19 protein-coding genes are annotated in these 17,114 nt (G+C 64.2%); 6 read left to right on the top strand and 13 right to left on the bottom strand.

What is annotated here, in order from left to right:
- Positions 1-119: 119 nt before the first annotated feature.
- The 4 genes from WAN02_RS26915 to WAN02_RS26900 all read right to left on the bottom strand — a co-directional run bounded on the left by WAN02_RS26915 (position 120) and on the right by WAN02_RS26900 (position 4,761).
- Entirely contained in the window at positions 120-911 is a 792-nt protein-coding gene (locus WAN02_RS26915) for a CbbQ/NirQ/NorQ/GpvN family protein (RefSeq protein ID WP_422268137.1), read from the bottom strand.
- 48 nt (positions 912-959) lie between these two features.
- On the bottom strand, positions 960-2,603 hold the full coding sequence (locus WAN02_RS26910; RefSeq protein ID WP_422268133.1) for a nitric oxide reductase activation protein NorD: 1,644 nt from the start codon (positions 2,601-2,603) through the stop codon (positions 960-962).
- Between the two features lie 118 nt (positions 2,604-2,721).
- Positions 2,722-3,897, bottom strand: a complete 1,176-nt coding sequence (locus tag WAN02_RS26905) for a spirocyclase AveC family protein (protein WP_422268131.1) — start codon at positions 3,895-3,897, stop codon at positions 2,722-2,724.
- A gap of 33 nt (positions 3,898-3,930) precedes the next feature.
- Positions 3,931-4,761 carry a mycofactocin-coupled SDR family oxidoreductase gene (locus WAN02_RS26900; RefSeq protein ID WP_422268135.1) on the bottom strand — a complete coding sequence of 277 codons (831 nt, stop codon included), beginning with the start codon at positions 4,759-4,761 and terminating at the stop codon, positions 3,931-3,933.
- Positions 4,762-4,956: 195 nt separating this feature from the next.
- Between WAN02_RS26900 and WAN02_RS26895 the strand changes: the two genes are divergently transcribed.
- From WAN02_RS26895 to WAN02_RS26875, 5 genes are read left to right on the top strand one after another with little or no spacing between them, the layout of a single operon-like run.
- Positions 4,957-5,430 (top strand): PaaI family thioesterase, encoded by a 474-nt coding sequence (locus WAN02_RS26895; protein WP_422268129.1) that lies wholly within the window; start codon positions 4,957-4,959, stop codon positions 5,428-5,430.
- A 52-nt stretch (positions 5,431-5,482) separates the two neighbouring features.
- Positions 5,483-5,902 (top strand): nuclear transport factor 2 family protein, encoded by a 420-nt coding sequence (locus WAN02_RS26890; RefSeq protein ID WP_422268127.1) that lies wholly within the window; start codon positions 5,483-5,485, stop codon positions 5,900-5,902.
- A gap of 30 nt (positions 5,903-5,932) precedes the next feature.
- Positions 5,933-7,126 carry a thiolase family protein gene (locus tag WAN02_RS26885; RefSeq protein ID WP_422268125.1) on the top strand — a complete coding sequence of 398 codons (1,194 nt, stop codon included), beginning with the start codon at positions 5,933-5,935 and terminating at the stop codon, positions 7,124-7,126.
- Between the two features lie 24 nt (positions 7,127-7,150).
- Positions 7,151-7,918: an SDR family NAD(P)-dependent oxidoreductase gene (locus WAN02_RS26880; protein WP_422268123.1), complete on the top strand. Its 768-nt coding sequence runs from the start codon at positions 7,151-7,153 to the stop codon at positions 7,916-7,918.
- A complete protein-coding gene (locus tag WAN02_RS26875; RefSeq protein ID WP_422268122.1) occupies positions 7,915-8,961 on the top strand; it encodes an acyl-CoA dehydrogenase family protein in 1,047 nt (348 codons plus the stop codon). Before WAN02_RS26880 ends, WAN02_RS26875 begins: the two co-directional genes overlap by 4 nt.
- Before the next feature lie 26 nt (positions 8,962-8,987).
- Here WAN02_RS26875 and WAN02_RS26870 read toward each other — a convergent pair whose 3' ends face one another.
- From WAN02_RS26870 to WAN02_RS26850, 5 genes are all read right to left on the bottom strand, one after another.
- The gene (locus tag WAN02_RS26870) at positions 8,988-10,394 is read right to left on the bottom strand and encodes a wax ester/triacylglycerol synthase domain-containing protein (RefSeq protein ID WP_422268120.1); all 1,407 of its coding nucleotides are present in this window, start codon (positions 10,392-10,394) and stop codon (positions 8,988-8,990) included.
- Entirely contained in the window at positions 10,391-11,275 is an 885-nt protein-coding gene (locus WAN02_RS26865; RefSeq protein WP_422268118.1) for an alpha/beta fold hydrolase, read from the bottom strand. Before WAN02_RS26865 ends, WAN02_RS26870 begins: the two co-directional genes overlap by 4 nt.
- 349 nt (positions 11,276-11,624) lie before the next feature.
- Positions 11,625-12,047 (bottom strand): nuclear transport factor 2 family protein, encoded by a 423-nt coding sequence (locus WAN02_RS26860; RefSeq protein WP_325680196.1) that lies wholly within the window; start codon positions 12,045-12,047, stop codon positions 11,625-11,627.
- Entirely contained in the window at positions 12,041-12,787 is a 747-nt protein-coding gene (locus tag WAN02_RS26855; RefSeq protein ID WP_422268115.1) for an SDR family NAD(P)-dependent oxidoreductase, read from the bottom strand. The genes WAN02_RS26860 and WAN02_RS26855 overlap by 7 nt, the downstream gene beginning before the upstream one ends.
- 46 nt (positions 12,788-12,833) lie before the next feature.
- Positions 12,834-14,060: an LLM class flavin-dependent oxidoreductase gene (locus WAN02_RS26850; RefSeq protein ID WP_422268113.1), complete on the bottom strand. Its 1,227-nt coding sequence runs from the start codon at positions 14,058-14,060 to the stop codon at positions 12,834-12,836.
- A gap of 72 nt (positions 14,061-14,132) precedes the next feature.
- Between WAN02_RS26850 and WAN02_RS26845 the strand changes: the two genes are divergently transcribed.
- Complete coding sequence (locus WAN02_RS26845; RefSeq protein ID WP_422268111.1) at positions 14,133-14,723, top strand: TetR family transcriptional regulator; 591 nt, start codon at positions 14,133-14,135, stop codon at positions 14,721-14,723.
- Between the two features lie 14 nt (positions 14,724-14,737).
- On the opposite strand, the gene WAN02_RS26840 is transcribed toward WAN02_RS26845, so the two are convergent.
- The 4 genes from WAN02_RS26840 to WAN02_RS26825 all read right to left on the bottom strand — a co-directional run.
- Entirely contained in the window at positions 14,738-15,007 is a 270-nt protein-coding gene (locus tag WAN02_RS26840; protein WP_422268109.1) for a cytochrome C oxidase subunit IV family protein, read from the bottom strand.
- Positions 15,008-15,009: 2 nt separating this feature from the next.
- On the bottom strand, positions 15,010-15,555 hold the full coding sequence (locus tag WAN02_RS26835) for a cytochrome c oxidase subunit 3 (protein ID WP_422268107.1): 546 nt from the start codon (positions 15,553-15,555) through the stop codon (positions 15,010-15,012).
- A gap of 53 nt (positions 15,556-15,608) precedes the next feature.
- On the bottom strand, positions 15,609-16,346 hold the full coding sequence (locus tag WAN02_RS26830; RefSeq protein ID WP_422268105.1) for a hypothetical protein: 738 nt from the start codon (positions 16,344-16,346) through the stop codon (positions 15,609-15,611).
- 69 nt (positions 16,347-16,415) lie between these two features.
- A partial coding sequence (locus WAN02_RS26825; protein WP_422268103.1) for a hypothetical protein occupies positions 16,416-17,114 on the bottom strand: 699 nt, incomplete at its 5' end.

The following is a 17,114-nucleotide window of genomic DNA, read 5'->3' as shown; positions in this document are numbered from 1 at the left end:
GCTCGGCGACGGGGCCGATCTGACGTGCGCGGAAGTGCTGCTGCGAATGGCGGGCGTTTCGCCGAGGCGCGCCGCTCGGTATGCCCGTTCGGCAAGCACCGCGTCCTGAGTTCTAAAGCTCAGAGATACGACTCGATCAGCACCGTCAACCGGTCACGGGTCTCCGCATCGTCGGTCAGTGGACTGGCAATCGCCGACACCGCCGCCGCGCGCGGGCGTAGACCGGCCCGCACCAGGCTGGCCGTGGCGACGAGCGCACGAGTGGATGCCGTCTCCCGCAATGCGACGTCATCCAGGCGCCGGATCGCCTGGCCGAGCCGGATGATGTCGTCGAGAATCTCGGAGTCAAGCCCGCTTTCCTGGCGCAGGATCTTCGTCTCCAGGTCCGGTGGTGGGAAGTCCAGATCGATGCCGACGAGGCGTTGGCGCGTCGACATCTTGAGGTCCTTGAGGACGCTCTGATAGCCGGGGTTGTAGGACACGACGAGCTGAAAGCCTTGTGCCGCTTGCAGCTTGAGCCCGCCGAGTCGCTCGATGTTAAGTTCGCGCCGGTGATCAGAGAGTGAGTGCACCGCGACGATCGCGTCTTGGCGGGCCTCCACAACCTCATCGAGATAGCAGATGCCGCCTTGGCGCACCGCCTGTGTCAGCGGACCGTCCACCCACTCGGTATGCGAATCACGCAGGACAAAGCGGCCCAACAGATCCGACGACGTCATGTCCTCGTGGCAGCATACGGTGAACAGCGGCACCCCGAACCGGTCCGCCATGTGCTCGACGAGCCGAGTCTTACCGCAACCGGTCGGCCCCTTCAACATCACCGGAAGACCCGAGCGCCAGGCCGCGTCAAACACGTCGACTTCATCACCGACGGAGAGGTAGCGGCGTTTCCTCTGATCAATGTCACGCATCAAATCCTGCTGATCCATTGCCAATTCACTCATCCCCGCCTCACAGGATCACGCATATGTGTTCATGGCGTTGCGCCTGGCCGCGTGCAGCGACCGTAGGTATCCGTGGTGTTCTTCGGACAGCAGTTCGCGCCGCCGCCCGTTGCTGCGGGTCACGCTCAGCGCGTTGAGCAGCAGGCCGCGCAGATGTCGCTGGATATCGTCGCATTGTCCGATCACCCTAAACGATGCGTCCGACCACACGTCCTCGAGAACGTCTGGTTCGGTCGATGACCGGATGCCGATTCCGGCAACGCCGATCCCTCGCAGCACTGCTTCCTGAATCGCCCGCCGCGCGTCGGCGCGTGCATACCGATCCTCGTAGCCGTCGTCGTAAGGCAGCCCGTCGCCAATTACCAGCAACACCATATTCTTTGCCAGCGCTTGCGATTCCAGGACATGCGTGGCGTGTCTGATCGCGGCACCGGTCCGAGTGAACCCGGACGGTTGAACCGACTGCAGGCGCCGTTTGGCGGCTGTGTCGAACCTCGCGTTGAAATTCTTGACCCTCAGGAACCGCACCGCGTCTTTTCCGCGCGAGTAGAACCCGTATGTCCCAACCCGATCGCCCAGCCTTTCCAGCGCCACCGTGAGGTCGCCCGCTAGTCGGCGTTCCTCCTCGAACACCACTCGGCCGCCGGAGTCTTCCGCGGTCGAGCCCGAACAGTCCAGCAGGACGAGAACCGAGAGGTCGCGCTTGGTCAGTCGACCGCTCTCGTAGATGTAGGGATCGGGGTTGTCGCCGTGCCGGCGGTCGGTCTCGTAGTCCAGCAGTGCCGACAGATCCAACGAATCGCCTTCTGCCTGGCGTCGATGACGTTGCGGCTCGATTCCAACTCGAGCGAGCGGGCGCAGCAGGAAAGGCCGTGCCGAGTCCCTGTCGCGTGCGGATTCGATGTCCGCCGGATCGTATTCGGCGACCGCGCACCAGTTGGAGCGGTAGGAGCCCTTGTGGCAGTCCCACTCGGGATAACGCGTGCCGACGACTGGAGCCGGTTCAAGCACCGCGGACAGTAGCCGCCCCAGTGAACCCTTCCTCGCGTTTCGTCCGACGGGCCCGAATCGTTGTTTGGCCACTGGGATTTCGACGGACCCTTCGTTCTTGTCCCGGCCACTGCGGCCCATCCCGAGCAGCTTCTGAATTGCGTCCCCGAGCGGGTTGGGTACTCCCGGGGCGGACAAAAGATTGACGATCTTGCTTTCGTCGGTCTCGTCCGCCGCGTCGTCGTCTTGTCGAGGGTCTTCTTCTTCAAGCTGGCCCAGGCGCAGCAGGTCGCGATCGGTTGGCGAGGCCCGAAGGTCCTCGTCGATGACCCGCCGCAGTCGGGAAGGCCTTAACACGCCGGCCCATGCCGGCAGCGACGGGATGCGCTCGCGGCCCAGCGCACGATCGAACGACTCTTCGCTGCACGCCGAGAACGGCTGCAACACAGTCGATTTGATCCGGCGACTAGTTCGTCCTGGCAAGGCATGATCCAGTTGCTCGGCAACACGGCCCAGTTCCAGAGCAAGGTAGCGCTGCACCACAGCGGGATGATGCCGCGCCAGCCGCATCATCAGGTCCTTGCGCAGCGCACCACCGGCCAGCAGTGCGGCCTGCGCTACGACCGCGTCACACACATCCACCGAATCCAGGCTCGCGGCGACGAACACCGTACGCCCGTCGGTATGTGTGGCTTCGGTGTGCGTCTGTTCGACGGATAGCGGCCGTGAGGCAACCGCGGATGCCAGGACAGCGAATCTGGTTATTGATGGAATATCGCGCCTCGCACTACTTTCCGCGGTAGAAGGGCACCATGGCCGGCAGTGTGGTGTGAGGAGGCACGACGAGATTGCCGTTGGGGTCGAGGTGTGCCGATCCTCCGTTGGGGTCGCGGTTGTCGTTGCGGAACTGCGGATTAGCCGGCCCGGGGCACATCTGATCGGTTCCCTCACCGCACAGACCATTGGTCAAATACGAGCGCTGCTGCAGGTCCGCCGGCCAGTCCGCCATGCGCGTCGCGGTCCACGTGTTGAGCACGTTGTAGAGGACGAAGAACAACATATTGACGAAACCGATCATCGCCAACGCGCGCAGGGCACTCTTGCGACGATCCGAGACCTTCAGCGACTCGACACCGCGGTCGGCGAGCGTTTCGCCGCGGTCGTTTTTGAAGAATCGCAAAATGGCAACCGCCGCGAATGCCGAACCGGCCGTGATCATCTCGGTCAGCGGGAACTTGTGGTAGGTGTTCGGGAAGATATTGAAGTGCCCGCCCGGGTACTCCCAGATCCCCAATGGCATGAACATGACGCCTTCCAGCACGATGTCGAAGGCGAACATGGCGATGACACAGATTGCACCGAGCTTGACCGCGCTCAGTTGCGGCCAGCGGTTGCGTGCGGTGCGCATTACCCAGGATCCGGCGAACATTGCCACCACGAAGCAATACACATATGCCCCGGGGACGATCAGAATCGGCTCGACCAGCATCGCTCCGGGTGCGGCCTTGCCGGTCGCAAAGGGAACACTGTTGGCCCAGGAGCCGAAGTTGAGCGCCCAGGCGTTGTAGGTGAACCAGGTGCCGCTGTACGCGGACAACGGATCCTGGAACCACACCGTCGCAAATGCGATCGTCAGCGCCCCGTCCACGCTGAGTTTGCCGTCGCGTCGCAACGGCCTGACGACCATGAAGTAAAAGCAGGCCAGGACGGCCGGAATCGAGATGACCTCGAAGAATACGACCGCGACCTTCATAAAGGTCGGCACCGGGGTCGGCCCCACCGGCACGGTCTTGAACAACGGGCTCAGGACCCAGTGGGTCAGCACCGCCACCATGATCACCAGGTAGACCGCGCCGGCGGCCGCCCACCATTGCACCGGCGCCGACGTGCGCGACGCCGCGACGACAGCCAGAGACGGTTGAGCCCGCCTCGGGTTCTCCGGCCGTATCGCCGTCTGGGTCATTTTTGACTCCTTCCGCTGCGCGGCTCCAAAAGATCAGCGGTTGTTGATGAATCCGGCATCCATGACGTAAGTCGTGCCGGTGATGTAGCGGCCCGCGTCAGAGATGAGGTGCATGATCGAGTCCGTGACATCTTGCGGCTCGAGCAATCCGTTGGGCACCGGCAGCGGATTTTGCAGATTCTGAGCGATTGTCGGGAACTCCTGAACGTACCGGCCGAAGGCTTCGTTGGCGATCATCGGGGAGTTGACTCCGGTCGGGTGCACGGTGTTGACGCGAATGTTCTCTGGCGCCAGCACATTGGCCCACGCACGCATCAGGCCGACCACGGCGTGTTTGGAGGCGGTGTAACCCAGCACGCCCGGCGAGCCGTCGCCAAGTCCGCCGACCAAACCCGCGGTCGAGCTGGTGATCACGATCGACCCCCCGCGCCCGCCGGCCCGAACGTGCGGGATTGCCGGCATCACCGTGTTGAACACACCGGTAAGCATGATGTCGATACCGGCCAGGAAGGCCTCGCGCCGCAGCCGCTGCTCGCCGGTGATGGCCATGACCCCGGCATTCGCCAAGACTATGTCCAATCGCCCCAGTTCAGCCACGCCGTCGTCGACGACACGTTTGACCGCCTCATGATCCCGTACGTCGACCACGCTCAGCAATGCCTTACGGCCGAACTTCTCGATCAGTTTGGCCGTCTCGTCAAGATCGTCTTGGGTGGCAAGCGGGTATTCCACCGCATCATCGTCGGCGCAGATGTCGAAACCGATGATGTCGGCACCTTCCTCGGCGAGCCGGACCGCGTGCGAGCGGCCCTGCCCCCGCGCTACCCCGGAGATGAAGGCGACCTTGCTGTCGACCAGTCCCATACCGTTGCTGTCCTTGTCTTTGCTCACTCCCGAACGGACGTTCTGCCGACGGGCCACGTTTTTAAGGTTCAACGTCTCATAATTGCCGATCAGTAGATTTGTGTCAATGGTCACATCCCGTCTCTGGGACGATTATCGTTGTAGAACGATCGTTTACATTGGCACAGAAAAGCGGCGAGGAAACTGGAGCTGAGGATGCCCGAAGGCCATATCGCGCCCGACACCGCGTGGTGGCACCCAGCACCGGGAGAGATGGTGGACTGGTTGACATGGGCCAACGCGCTGCCGTTCTGCCAGGACATTGGGCTGGTGTGCGTTGAGTTGAATCCCGCGTCGGCAACCTTTCGCATGGAACGTTCGACGCTGACCCCTAATCCCAACGGGGCCGTCAACGGCGGTATCGTCGCTGCCGCTGCCGATCAGGTCATGGGTGCGCTCACCATGCGGATGAGCGCAGAGGGACTGTTGCCCGCTACCGGCTCCTTGCACATTCAGTTTCACTTACCCGCTCGGGCACCGTTGACTTTTCGCGCGACCGCGTTGGGCGGCGGACAGCGAACCAAGTTCGTCGAAGTGGTCGTGGAGGACCGGAACGGCAACCGCTGCGCCACGAGCCAGGGCACGATGATCGCGGGTGGCTCGGCGGGACCACCGTTGCCGAGTTCTTAATGAGACGTTAGGGTTCTAAAATATTCCGCTCTCCCGGACAGCGAGGTAACCGATGCCGCAGCACCCGCACGCCCAGATCGTCGCCGACTTCTATAACGCGCTCAGTGGCGCCGACGCGGAGGCGATAGCGGCCGCGGTCGACGACCACTTTGCCCAGGACGCCGCGATCGAGTGGCCGCCCTCGCTGCCGCACGGCGGACGCGTGGAAGGTAGTCGTCGGCTGCGTGGGCTGTTCACCGGGATCGCCAAAGCCGGTAATCAGGCCGGAGCCACCAACCTCAAGCTGGTGCGGACCATTGGCGACGGCGATCACGTGGTCGCCTGGATCACCTTCGACTGGAAAAGCCCCGGCTCCGACGATGCCGTTCCCAACTCCGCCCTGGAGGCGTGGTCGTTCGTCGATGGGCTGGTGCACGAAATCCGGGCGTTCTATTGGGATACGGCGGCCATCACCCACCCACAGCACGCCTGACGCCGTCTGGACGGCACGAGGAGAAGCCAAATGACACGTAGCGCAGTCGTTGTCGATGCCCTTCGATCACCGATGGCCAAGGGCAAGCCACCCAAGGATGGGCGTCCCGGCGGGGCGTTGAGCGGCGTGCATCCAGTGGAGTTGCTGGGTCAGGTGATCGGCCAGCTGATGGCGCGCAACGACGTCGACCCGGTCCGCGTCGATGACGTCATCGTCGGCTGCGTGAGTCAGGTCGGCGAACAGTCCGGCCCGGTTGGGCGCTGGGCATGGCTGTCGGCGGGACTGCCCGAGAGCGTGCCATCGGTGGCGGTGCACCGAGCCTGCGGATCCAGCCAGCAGGCCGCGGATTTCGCCGCGCAAGCCGTGATTGCGGGAGCGTGCGACATCGTCGTCGCGGCCGGTGTCGAATCCATGAGCCGTATTCCGATGTTCACCGCACGCATCGGGCAGGATCCTTTCGGGCCATCGGTGAACGAACGGTACGCACCCGGGCTGGTTCCACAGGGCGTCTCGGCCGAACTGGTAGCCGCGCGTTGGAAACTCGACCGCGACGCGATCGACGAGTTTGCCGCCGCATCACACACGAACGCGGCCAGGGCTGACTTCACCGCCGAGATCGTGCCGATCACCACACCGGACGGTGCGGTCGTGGCGACCGACGAGACCGTCCGGCCGTCCACCACGGTCGAGGGACTGGCAGCGCTCAAATCTTCGTTCCAGTCGCCCGAGATGGCGGCGCGTTTCCCGGAGATCACCGACTGGCACATCACCCCGGGCAATTCATCACAGCTTGCCGACGGTGCGGCCGCGGTATTGATCATGGGCGACGACATCGCCGACGAGCTGGGCCTGACCCCGCGGGCGCGTTTTCATGCGTTCGGGCTCGCCGCCGACGATCCAATCATGATGCTGACCGGCCCGATCCCGGCGACCGAAAGGGCACTTCGGCGATCGCGGCTTTCGCTGGCCGACATTGACCACTACGAAGTCAACGAGGCATTCGCCCCGGTGCCGATGGCCTGGGCCCAGCATTTCGGTGCCGATCCGGCCCGGCTCAATCCGCGGGGCGGCGCCATTGCATTGGGTCATCCGCTCGGGGCGTCCGGCGCCCGGCTGCTCACGACGATGTTGCACGCACTGGAGGCCACCGGCGGTCGCTTTGGACTCCAGACCATGTGTGAGGCCGGCGGCATGGCCAACGCCACGATCATCGAACGGCTCTGAAACTCGCGAAAGGAACCGCAGGGCATGCAGATTGAGGGAATCACCGCGGTTGTTACCGGAGGCGCCTCCGGGCTCGGGCGCGCGACCGCCGAACGCCTGGTGAAATCCGGTGCCTCCAAAGTGATCATCGTCGACCTGCCATCCTCCGACGGCGAAACGGTCGCCAAGGATCTGGGCGACGCCGTGCAGTTCATCGCCGGCGACGTCCGCAGCCCTGAGGACGTTGCCGCGGTGATGAATGCCGCCGCTGAGTCGGGGCCGCTTCGGGCGGTAGTGCACTGCGCCGGACGCGGCGGCCCGGTCCGCGTGGTCAATAACGACGGCACGCCGGGCTCGCTGGAGACCTACACAGAGATCGTTGGCCTGAACTTGATCGGATCGTTCAACGTGTTGCGCCTGGCCGCCGCCGAGATGGCCAAAAATGAACCGCTGGAAGGCGATCGCGGCGTGGTGATCCTTACAGCCTCCGTGGCTGCATTCGAGGGCCAGATCGGTCAGATACCGTACGCCTCGTCCAAGGCCGGCATCGTCGGCATGACGATCGTCGCCGCGCGGGATCTGGCATCGAAAGCGATCCGGGTATGTACGATCGCGCCCGGCATCTTCGATACACCGCTGCTGGCAAGGGTTTCCGAGGAGGTGCGAGCGTCACTGAGGGCCACCGTGCCGCACCCGAGCCGGCTCGGCCTGCCTGACGAGTTCGCCCGTCTGGCACTGTCGATCATCGACAACGGCATGCTCAACGGCGAAACGATCCGACTCGACGGCGCAATCCGGATGGCGCCGCGTTGAATTCGAGCCGTCGGCTTATCTACCGCGACGATCACCATGCGTTTCGCGATAGCGCGAAGCGATTCATTGCAACCGAAGTCGCGCCGAACCTCGACGAGTGGCGCCGTGCGAATGGCATGCCGCGCAGCGTCATCGCCGCTGCCGGCGATGCCGGATTCCTCAGCGCCGCAGTACCCGAAGAGTTCGGCGGCAGCGGCACCGACGACCTCGGGTTCCTCGCTGTGTTGATCGAGGAAACAATCGCAGCCGGGGCGACCGGCCTCGCTCTGCTCTCGGCGCTGCACGCCGGAGTCACGATCCCATTGTTGCTCGAACACGGCACAGCGGAGCAGAAGCAACGGTGGCTGCCCGCGCTCGGCACAGGTCAATTGATTGCCGTCCCCGCACCCGCGACGTTGTCCAGCGTCGCCGGCGCGCGCATCGCCGACGCGCTGCTAGTGCAGAACGACAGCGAGTGCATAGTCCTGGTCCCGCTCGGCCAACCGGGCGTCACCATCACACCCATCGATGACAACCTCGCCGGACGTGACGCCGGACTGGCCGATGTGACGCTTGGCGACGCCGACACGACCAGCGGTCTCGGCTCCGCTACCGCCCTGCATCGCGACCTCGACCTGTGGTTTGCCGTATTGGCGCTGGCGAGCGCGCGCTCTGCGACGGCGTTGGCCGTGGATTACGTGCACGCCAGAAAAATCTTCGGCCGCCCGCTGGCGGAGTTCGAAAACACCCGGTTCCGCTTGGCCGAACTCTGGGCTGAGCTGGCCAGCGTGACTGTATTCGTCGATTCCTGCGTGCACGCGCGTAGCATCGGCGCGCTCGATGTCGCCGACGCGGCGGCCGCTCGCCTCATCGCAAACAGGGTCTGTGGCCAGGCGGTCGACCAGTCCCTGCAACTGCATGGTGGATACGGCTACATGCGCGAGTACCCCATCTCGCACGCGTTCGCCGACGCTCGGTTCCTGCAGGTGATGGCCGCGGCCTACTCCAATCCTCGCGACACCCTGGCAGCGACAGTGGCTTTGGACGCCGCGGCACCGCGGTGAACTACCTACGCCGGACGGGCTCGACGTTATGGTGACGAGCCCAGCGCGAGGATCTCGTCGAGACTCTCCTGCATCGAGTGCCACAGCAGATCCAGGTCTTTGAACACCTCTCCGTCGGCGTTCATCGCGATGCAACACACGCCGCAGTGAGTGCACATCGCCGACGTCAAAACGGTGCCGGGCAAAGGCGCAAAGACGTACATCCGGTCGAAGCGCGCACCGGCGATGTAGCGGTCCTCGGTTATCCCTGGCCACGAGCTGGTCGTGAGCACCGCTCCACCGACAGAACCAAGGATCGCCGCGGCCACACCCGAGGGGGTGCGGTTGAGAATGGGGGTGATGGCGCCGAGGAATCCCAGCGCGGGTTCAGATCGCACATGATGGACCCGCTCGCGCATCGCGCGGATCCGTTCGGCAGGGTCTTCTACACCGGAGGGCACAAGAAAGTACGCCGCGGCGAAATCGTTTCCGCCCGTGGCGTTATCAGCAGCGCGCATCGCCACCGGCATCGAAATCGGCACGTCGCCCAGATCTTCGCCGTTGGCGGCGCAGTAACGCCGCAGCCCTCCGAGCAGCGCGCTGACGAATGCGTCATTAAGCGTGCCGCCGGCGGCCTTTGCCGCACGTCGTAGGTCGTCGAATTCACATTCCATGGTCCCGAATCGCCACATCCTTCGCGATCCGCCACGAAGGATCTTCGACGGATTCTTCGGCGGCGGCCCCGCCACCCGGGCCAGCGACGACACGTAATCAGCGGTCGAGCGAAGGTCGCCAAGCGCTTTGATGAGGGCGCGTCCGCCTCCGACAATAGCCTTCGGGGTGCCGGTAATCTGTTGGCCGAGCTGCTGAGCCGCGACACCGATAGGACTGCGCCGCACAGGTTTGCGCGCCGGCGTGGGTTTGTCGGTCTGATGCTTCCGGCTCGTGTTCAGGACACGCTCATGCAGCCGCGCCAGCGCCAGCCCATCCATGAAGACGTGGTGAGCGTGCATGACGTAGGCCGCACGGCCATCCTCGAGCCCTTCTACGAGATAGCCCTCCCAGGGTGGTCGGGACCGGTCCAGCGGCGTTAGTCCGATCGTTTGCGCGAGTTCGAGCAGCTGACGGTGCGCACCCGGCGCAGGCAGTGACACCCGCCGCAGGTGGAAGTCCAGGTCAAATGACGGATCGTCCGCCCACATCGGCGGCCCTACCGGGACCAGCGGATCAATCACGCGCTGCGCGAACCGGGGAACGATCTCGACGAACCATTCATGGGCGGCCCGGAGCCGCTCCCAGTCGGGAACCGTGTCAAGCAGCTGAAGTACAACCCCAGACCACGCACCCTGCGGGTGCCGATCTGTGCGCCACATCAGCGCATCCAGTTCGGACAACGCGGGATCGCGTCCCCAGCTTTCTAAGTCAGACCACAGTTGCTCTTGCTCTGTTGTCATCCTGACTTCTCCCGTCCGGAACCTGGCTCCCATGTGGGAGTTCGGAGATCGAGCTGACCATCACCTTTATCCAGCGGATCCGTAGCGGATCCGGCCGAGGCGCTGTCAGCCATCGGATTGCGGGCGAAATCGATGATGAGAGCCGCGGTCTCGGCGGCCTTCTCGAGCATCGCGCAGTGTGCCACGTCATCGAGGACCACCAGCCGTGCATGAGGAATGGCGTCTGCCAGCTGACGCCCCGAGGAGAGCGGAACGATTCGGTCTCGGCGGCCCCACAGCACCAATGCGGGCGCGCGTACCGCCCCGGGGTTAGCCTTCGCCACCGCCCTTCCGGCGGCTTGCGCGCCGGCGATGAATCCCGGAGCCGCCATCCTCGGCACCAACTCGTCGGCGAGCGATCGCGTGATGCAGCGCGGTTCTGATACGGCGAGTGCAAACAGTGCGGTCCGCAAGTACCGCCACCGCGCGATAGCCCGCGGCACGGCGGGGAATCCGAACACCTTGTCGAATAACCGGAAGCCCAACAAGATCGCCCGCAATCGCAGTGCACCGATGTTGTCGCTGCCCGAGTCGATCAACATCAAACCGTCGACCCGGCCGGGATGGTCGCATGCCACCTTGAGTGAGACGAGGCCGCCCATCGAGTGCCCCACGATCGTCGCCCTCGCCAGGCGCAGCTCATCCAGGAGTCCTATTACCGTCGCGACCTGTTCCGCGAAGACATCACCGGCGGCCACGGGTTCTGATGCGCCGAAGCCGGCGAGGTCAAGCGCGATCACACGGGCGTGCCGCGCGACGGCCGGCAAGATGCGCAGCCACCATTGCCACGCCCCTCCCTGGCCGTGCACCAGCACCACCGGACGACCGGTTCCGACGTCCACGTACCGTACGCGTCGCCCGCGCACGTCCGCGTCGTGTGTGTACGGGGTCCAGTCGATTCCCGCCCACTCGCGGTCAGCACGCTCCCATTGCGCAATGTCTGTGCTCGCCCGGCGGCGTCTGCGCAACCACGGGCGCCGGTGTTTCGAACTCCGCATTGTCACGGTTCCCTGACCATCACTCGATCTCTGTGCGCTCATTTTTGCGACGACCTGTATCAGAATACATGTAAAGAGGACCCAGTCAACGCCGAAAAGAACGATCGTTCGCATTGATCCTCGCTCCACAACTCGAGCACGATGACACGGGCCGAGACGTTTTCAGCCCGCACCGCGGCGAGCGGTTCGCCAGCTATTGGCGCGGCCCGTAGAAGGCGTCGAAAGCGTTTTGGTCATAGATGTGCTCCCACGCTTCGGTGAGTTGTCCGTTGCTGGCCGTCGCTATGAGACAGATTCGCGCTTCGAGTGTCGTGCCATGCCGCTCGCGGCGGTGGATGTAGAGGACTCCGGCGTGGTGCTGGCCCTCGAGAGTGTCCAGCAATTCGAGGCTGAGTGTGCCGGGCTGGCCGGCGATGATCCCGAACGCGGAAAGGACATTCCCGCGCCCGACGTGGGTGCCGGCCGCCGGCTGACTGCGACCGGGGCTGTGCCAGCGGATGTCGGGATGCATCAGCGCCGCGGCGGCATCAACGTTGCCGTTCTGAAAGGCCGTCATCGTCTGGACGAGCACGTCGATTGCGTTCGCGGTGTCCGGTGTCGCCGTGTCCTTCACCATGAGGTCAGCCCGCCGTCGGCGGGGTAGGCGGTGCCGGTTACGAACGAGGACTCATCGCTGGCAAGGAACAACGCGACTTGGGCAATCTCCTCGGGCTGCCCACGCCGGGCCATTGGGGTCATCATCTCGGCGCCGGCGGTGAGGTCCCGGTGCGTCTCGGTCAGCTTCTGCAGCAGCGGCGTGTCGATGATGCCCGGGCAGATCGCGTTCACGCGGATGCCGGTGGACGCGACCTCGCCGGCGACGGCCTTCGTCAGCTGGACGACGCCGCCTTTGCTCGCGCAGTACGCGCTGAGCATCGGCATTCCGACGATCCCTGCAACCGAAGCGGTGTTGATGATCGACCCCGACTCCTGGCGTTTCATGATCGGCAGCGCGAACTTGATGCCGAGAAACACGCCGCGGAGGTTCACCGCCATGACGTGCTCGAAGTTCTCCAGCGTGCACTCCTCGACCGGGCCGAGCACGCCGTCGATCCCAGCGTTGTTGAAGAGGACGTCCACTCGACCGAACCGCTGCACCGCCGCGTCGATTAGCGCCTCCACGTCCGACGCCGACGAGACGTCAGCCTGGACGGCAAGCACGCCGTCACCGAGCCCGGCAGCGACATCGTTCTGGGCGCCGGTGATATCTGCGAGGACGAGCTGTGCGGCCTGCGCGTGGAAGAGCTGCGCGGCGGCGCGGCCGATGCCGGAGCCGGCGCCGGTGATCACGGCGACCTTGTCTTTGAGTCGGTTCATGGTCGTGGCCTCGTGTAGGAGCGAATGTTGGGGACTGCCGGGGCCGTCACGCCACTTCGACCGGCCGCTCGATGTTCAGCGGCTCACCGCCGAGGCGCTGGATCACATCGGAGATCTGCCGATCCCAGTGCACGGCGTACTCGGGGTCGGCTGAGGCTGCCATGTTGAAGAAACTGACCTCGTTGATGCCGGCGTCGATCATCTCCTGGACACGCTGCGCGACCCGCTCCGGGCCGCCCCATACCAGCGCGAAGTCAGTCACCTCGTCCGGAATGCCGGCGGTGAGCTCCTCGGCCTTCTCCTTTGTAACGATGTTCACGTTGACATCGCGCGACCAGTTGAAATCGCCGAGCGGGTGCTCGTATCCCCACTTCTCCCACGTTTTCGACGAATCGATCGACGCCGCCGCGATCGCGATCCACCCATTGTTGGGATGCCGCGCCATCTTCCACGCCGTGTCGTCATCGTCGGCCAGGATCGTGCACACCTGCGCGTTGAACCGGAGCTTCTGGGGATCGCGGCCAACGTCGTGCGCGCGCTCTTTGATGTTGTCGATCAGGGCCTTCATCATGACGTTGTCGTTCCCCGACCCGCCCGGCAGATAGGTCAGCCAGCCATTGCCAACAGTGGCAGCGAGCCGTTGGATCCGCTCGCCGGCGCCGACGAACAACAGCTCCGGAGCGCCGCCAGCGTGCATCGGGATCGGGAACACCGCCTCCTTCAACGGCCAGAACTCCGACTCGCGATTGATCGGCTTGCCCTCCGACTCCCACAGCGCGATCCATGTGTGGACCGCCTCCTCAAGCCGCGTGAACGGTTTGGAGCGCACCTCGCCATATGGCTCGAACTGCTTGTTCTCCCCCGCGCCGATCGCAAAGGTCATTCGCCCGTTCGACATGTGCTGCAACGTCATCATCTCTTGGGCCATCACCGCCGGCGACCGGCGTAACGGATCGATCACCGCCAACAGGATCTCCATCTCGCGCGTCAGCACAGCCGCTGCAGCACACATTTCCATCGACCCGAAGAACACGTCCGAGAAGAAGCTCGTCGGCGCGCCCGGATCCGACGCCGAGACCGGCGGCTTGAGCATCCCCGACGGGTTGGTCGAGGTCATCTGGTCCGGGAAGTCGATGAACCGCCAACCCAGCTTCTCCGCGCGCGGGATCGACTCAAGCGCCTTGTCCATCGGCGGATACATCGCGCCGATCAGACCAAACTTCACCGACATCTGCAGACCTACCTCTCGATTCCGTCGTCCGGGCTCTTCCATCGATCCACCTCTAGTGACAATCATCTTTAGAATGACAGTGACTGTCAAGATGATAATCGCTACCATCGACGCATGAGTGCGACCACGCCCGCCAAAGAACGCCGACGAGCCCGCGCGCGACGCGACATCGCACAAGCCGCCGTCGAGCTGTTCGAGGCCAAGGGCTTCAGCGCGACCACGACGGAGGAAATCGCCGACGCCGCCGACATCTCGCAGAGCACCTTCTTCCGCCACTTCGCGCGCAAGGAGGACCCGATCTTCTACGACCTTGACGAACGACTCGAAGCGATGAAGGCCGAGTTCGCACGCCCCGACCACGCCACCGCCTGGCAGACGATCCGCGCAGCGTTCATCAGCAACGCCACCCGCTGGGAGACTGAAGACCCCACCACCCTGCGGCGCGTCCGCCTCTTCCACACCGAACCCGCGCTGATCGCCCGCTACCTCGAGTACTGCCTCACCTGGGAAGACGCCGTCGCCGCACTGTTCGCCCAGGAACGCGACACCGACCCCGATTCAGACTTCCACGGCCGGCTCATCGCCGGCGCCGCCGTCACCGCGTTCCGCGTTGCCTTCCGCTCGCATCTCGCAAACCCAGGACACGGACTCGCCAACTACCTTGCCGAGGCCTTCGACCAACTCGCACATGGCCTCCCCGGCTGACGCCCGTTGGGCGGCTAAGGCTTGACGAAGATATCGAGAGCCAGCAGAACCAGAAAGACGGCCAGCACGTAGCCTTCGAACAATGCCCGCAGGGCGCGCGGGGCGACCCGCAGATCCATGAAGTGGATGCCGATCAGCCGCACCTTGAGCATGGCGATACCCACAATGATCGCGGCGCCAGCCGAAGCGAATGCCGCCCCTTGCTCGACCCCGACCAGAAACGATCCGAAGGTCAAGGCCAGCAACAGCACCCACACCAGGGTTACCCGACGCGTCGCGGTCATCGTCACCTCACCAGATAGAACAGTGCGAACAGGACCACCCACAGCAGGTCGACCATGTGCCAGAAGATCCCGCCGGTCTCACAAAGCCGCGCCTGCTTGTCGGTCAACTCCGCTCGGCGGATAACCATGACCAGCCGACTCAAAACAGCGAGACCAATCAGCACGTGCATCAGGTGGATGCCGGTGAACATGAAGTAGTAGGAGAAGAACTCGCCGCTGCCGACCCCTTTACGAGCCGCGAACAGCTGGGTCCATTCGACAGCCTTGACGGCGACAAAGCCCGCTCCGCAGCACAACGCGCCCGCGATGAGCTGCCACGCGCCCGCGTGCCTCCCGGCGAGGACCCGCTGGACGGCCAGCGCCACCAGCAGCGAACTAGACAGCAGCAGAACGGTATTGACGGTACCGAGCGAAACGTGCAGCTCGGCGTGGTCGCGTGCGAACACTGCATGGTTCTTGCCTCGGGAGTACATGAACGTCGCAAAGAACAAAGCGAACACCGTCATGTCGCCCAGTACGAAAACCCAAATACCTTCTTCGCCGGGCACTCTCCGGCCTCGGTCGGCGGACGTACCGGGTGCGCCGGACCGCCGGAGGAGGGTCATCGTTGCAGCGGACTGCGCGCAGTTTCATTCTCAGACATCGCCAGTGCGACGGAGTCGCCTTCTGAGGCCGCGACGCTCACCCACAGTTGCCACGCCATGATCAGGAACCACAGTCCGAAGAACACCGCCACCATCCAGAATGCCAGTAGGCCATTCCACGCGAAGACGCCGTCCTTGAACAACACCACCAAACCGCCGGCGGCGAAGATGAACGCACACCAGAGGTTGAAGTAGCCCAGCCACCGAGGCCAAATCGCATGTGTCGCACCGAGGATCGCAAATCCGATGGCCAAGCACTGGATCGTGGCGGCCGGCCAGTTCATGACAAACGGCAGCCATCCGAGGTCGTTGAGGGCCTGGGTGATCTGGGGATCGCGCTCGGGACGGTAGGACGCCGCCGCGAAGGCAAAGGTCGGCATGATGATCGCAACCACCGCTAGCCCCGTCCCGACAAGCTGCGTGTAGGCAAGCGGGGAATAACGTCCGCCCTCCATCTGCCTGATGCGAACTGCCATAAGCGCACCAAATGGCGCCTGTAGGCCCGCAGCGGCCAGCAAAATGACGAGCCCCAGCCGTTTCAGCCCGGTATTCGTCGACCAGAACCGAGCTATCTCGTCGGCGGTCCGCATCGGTGATATCGGTGGAAGCAAACCGGTCATGATGATCGCCGGGAACAACAGCAGCACGAACGCTGCGCCGCTGATCGCCATCGTCTTCTGAATACCCGGTGTCATCGCAGAAATCCCTTCTTCCCGAGGCTCAAATCGCCCGGGGCTGCCCGGACGACCCACGACGACGATGGTTTAGACCGCGGCTTTGTCCGAACGAGGAGCCGAGGTTGCGCCGTTGGCGAAGACAACGGTCGGGCCGACAAGCAGCGCCTGTGTCGGGTCCTCGGGGTTGGTGGCGATTCCGTCGCCGGGTTTCACGCCGCCTTCCTCGCACATCTTCTGCCACATCGACATGCGCGTCGAGCGCTTCGGCGTCAGCTTTCCGTACGCGAAGATCCGCCACAGAGTCCAGTTCGGTGCCGGCAGAGACTGCGGTCGCCCGACGAGCTTGTGCAGGACGAACATCCAGCCAACCATCATCGCCATCATGATGGTGGTGGCCACCCAGCGCGCCGCCACCGGCAGCGTCGAGTTGTGTGCGAGAAGGTGAATCCAGCCTATCCCGAAGTAGTTCATCATCATGCCGGTCGGCGCGACGAGCAACAACCACAATTTGTGCGCCCCCTTCAGGCGCGGCACCGCGAAGGCCAACATCGCGCCAATGGTGACGAATGAGCCGCCATTGATGAAGCCCCACCAGTAGGGGAAGTTGAGGAACTTGTAAGGCTGCACGCCGTAGTACTCGTAGGTCCGCAAATTGATGCCTATCGTCTCCATCAGCGCATCGGTGACGATGCCCAGTCCCAGCATCATGACGAAGTGCTTGGCATGCGCTCCGTTGCGGATGACGAAGTAGCAGAAGTAGGACTCAAGGCCGAGGAACGCCACGTA

This window comes from Mycobacterium sp., assembly GCF_049281135.1.
Taxonomy (GTDB): Bacteria; Actinomycetota; Actinomycetes; order Mycobacteriales; family Mycobacteriaceae; genus Mycobacterium.
The sequence above is the reverse complement of the archived record's forward strand: the minus strand, read 5'-3'. Positions and strand labels throughout refer to the sequence as shown.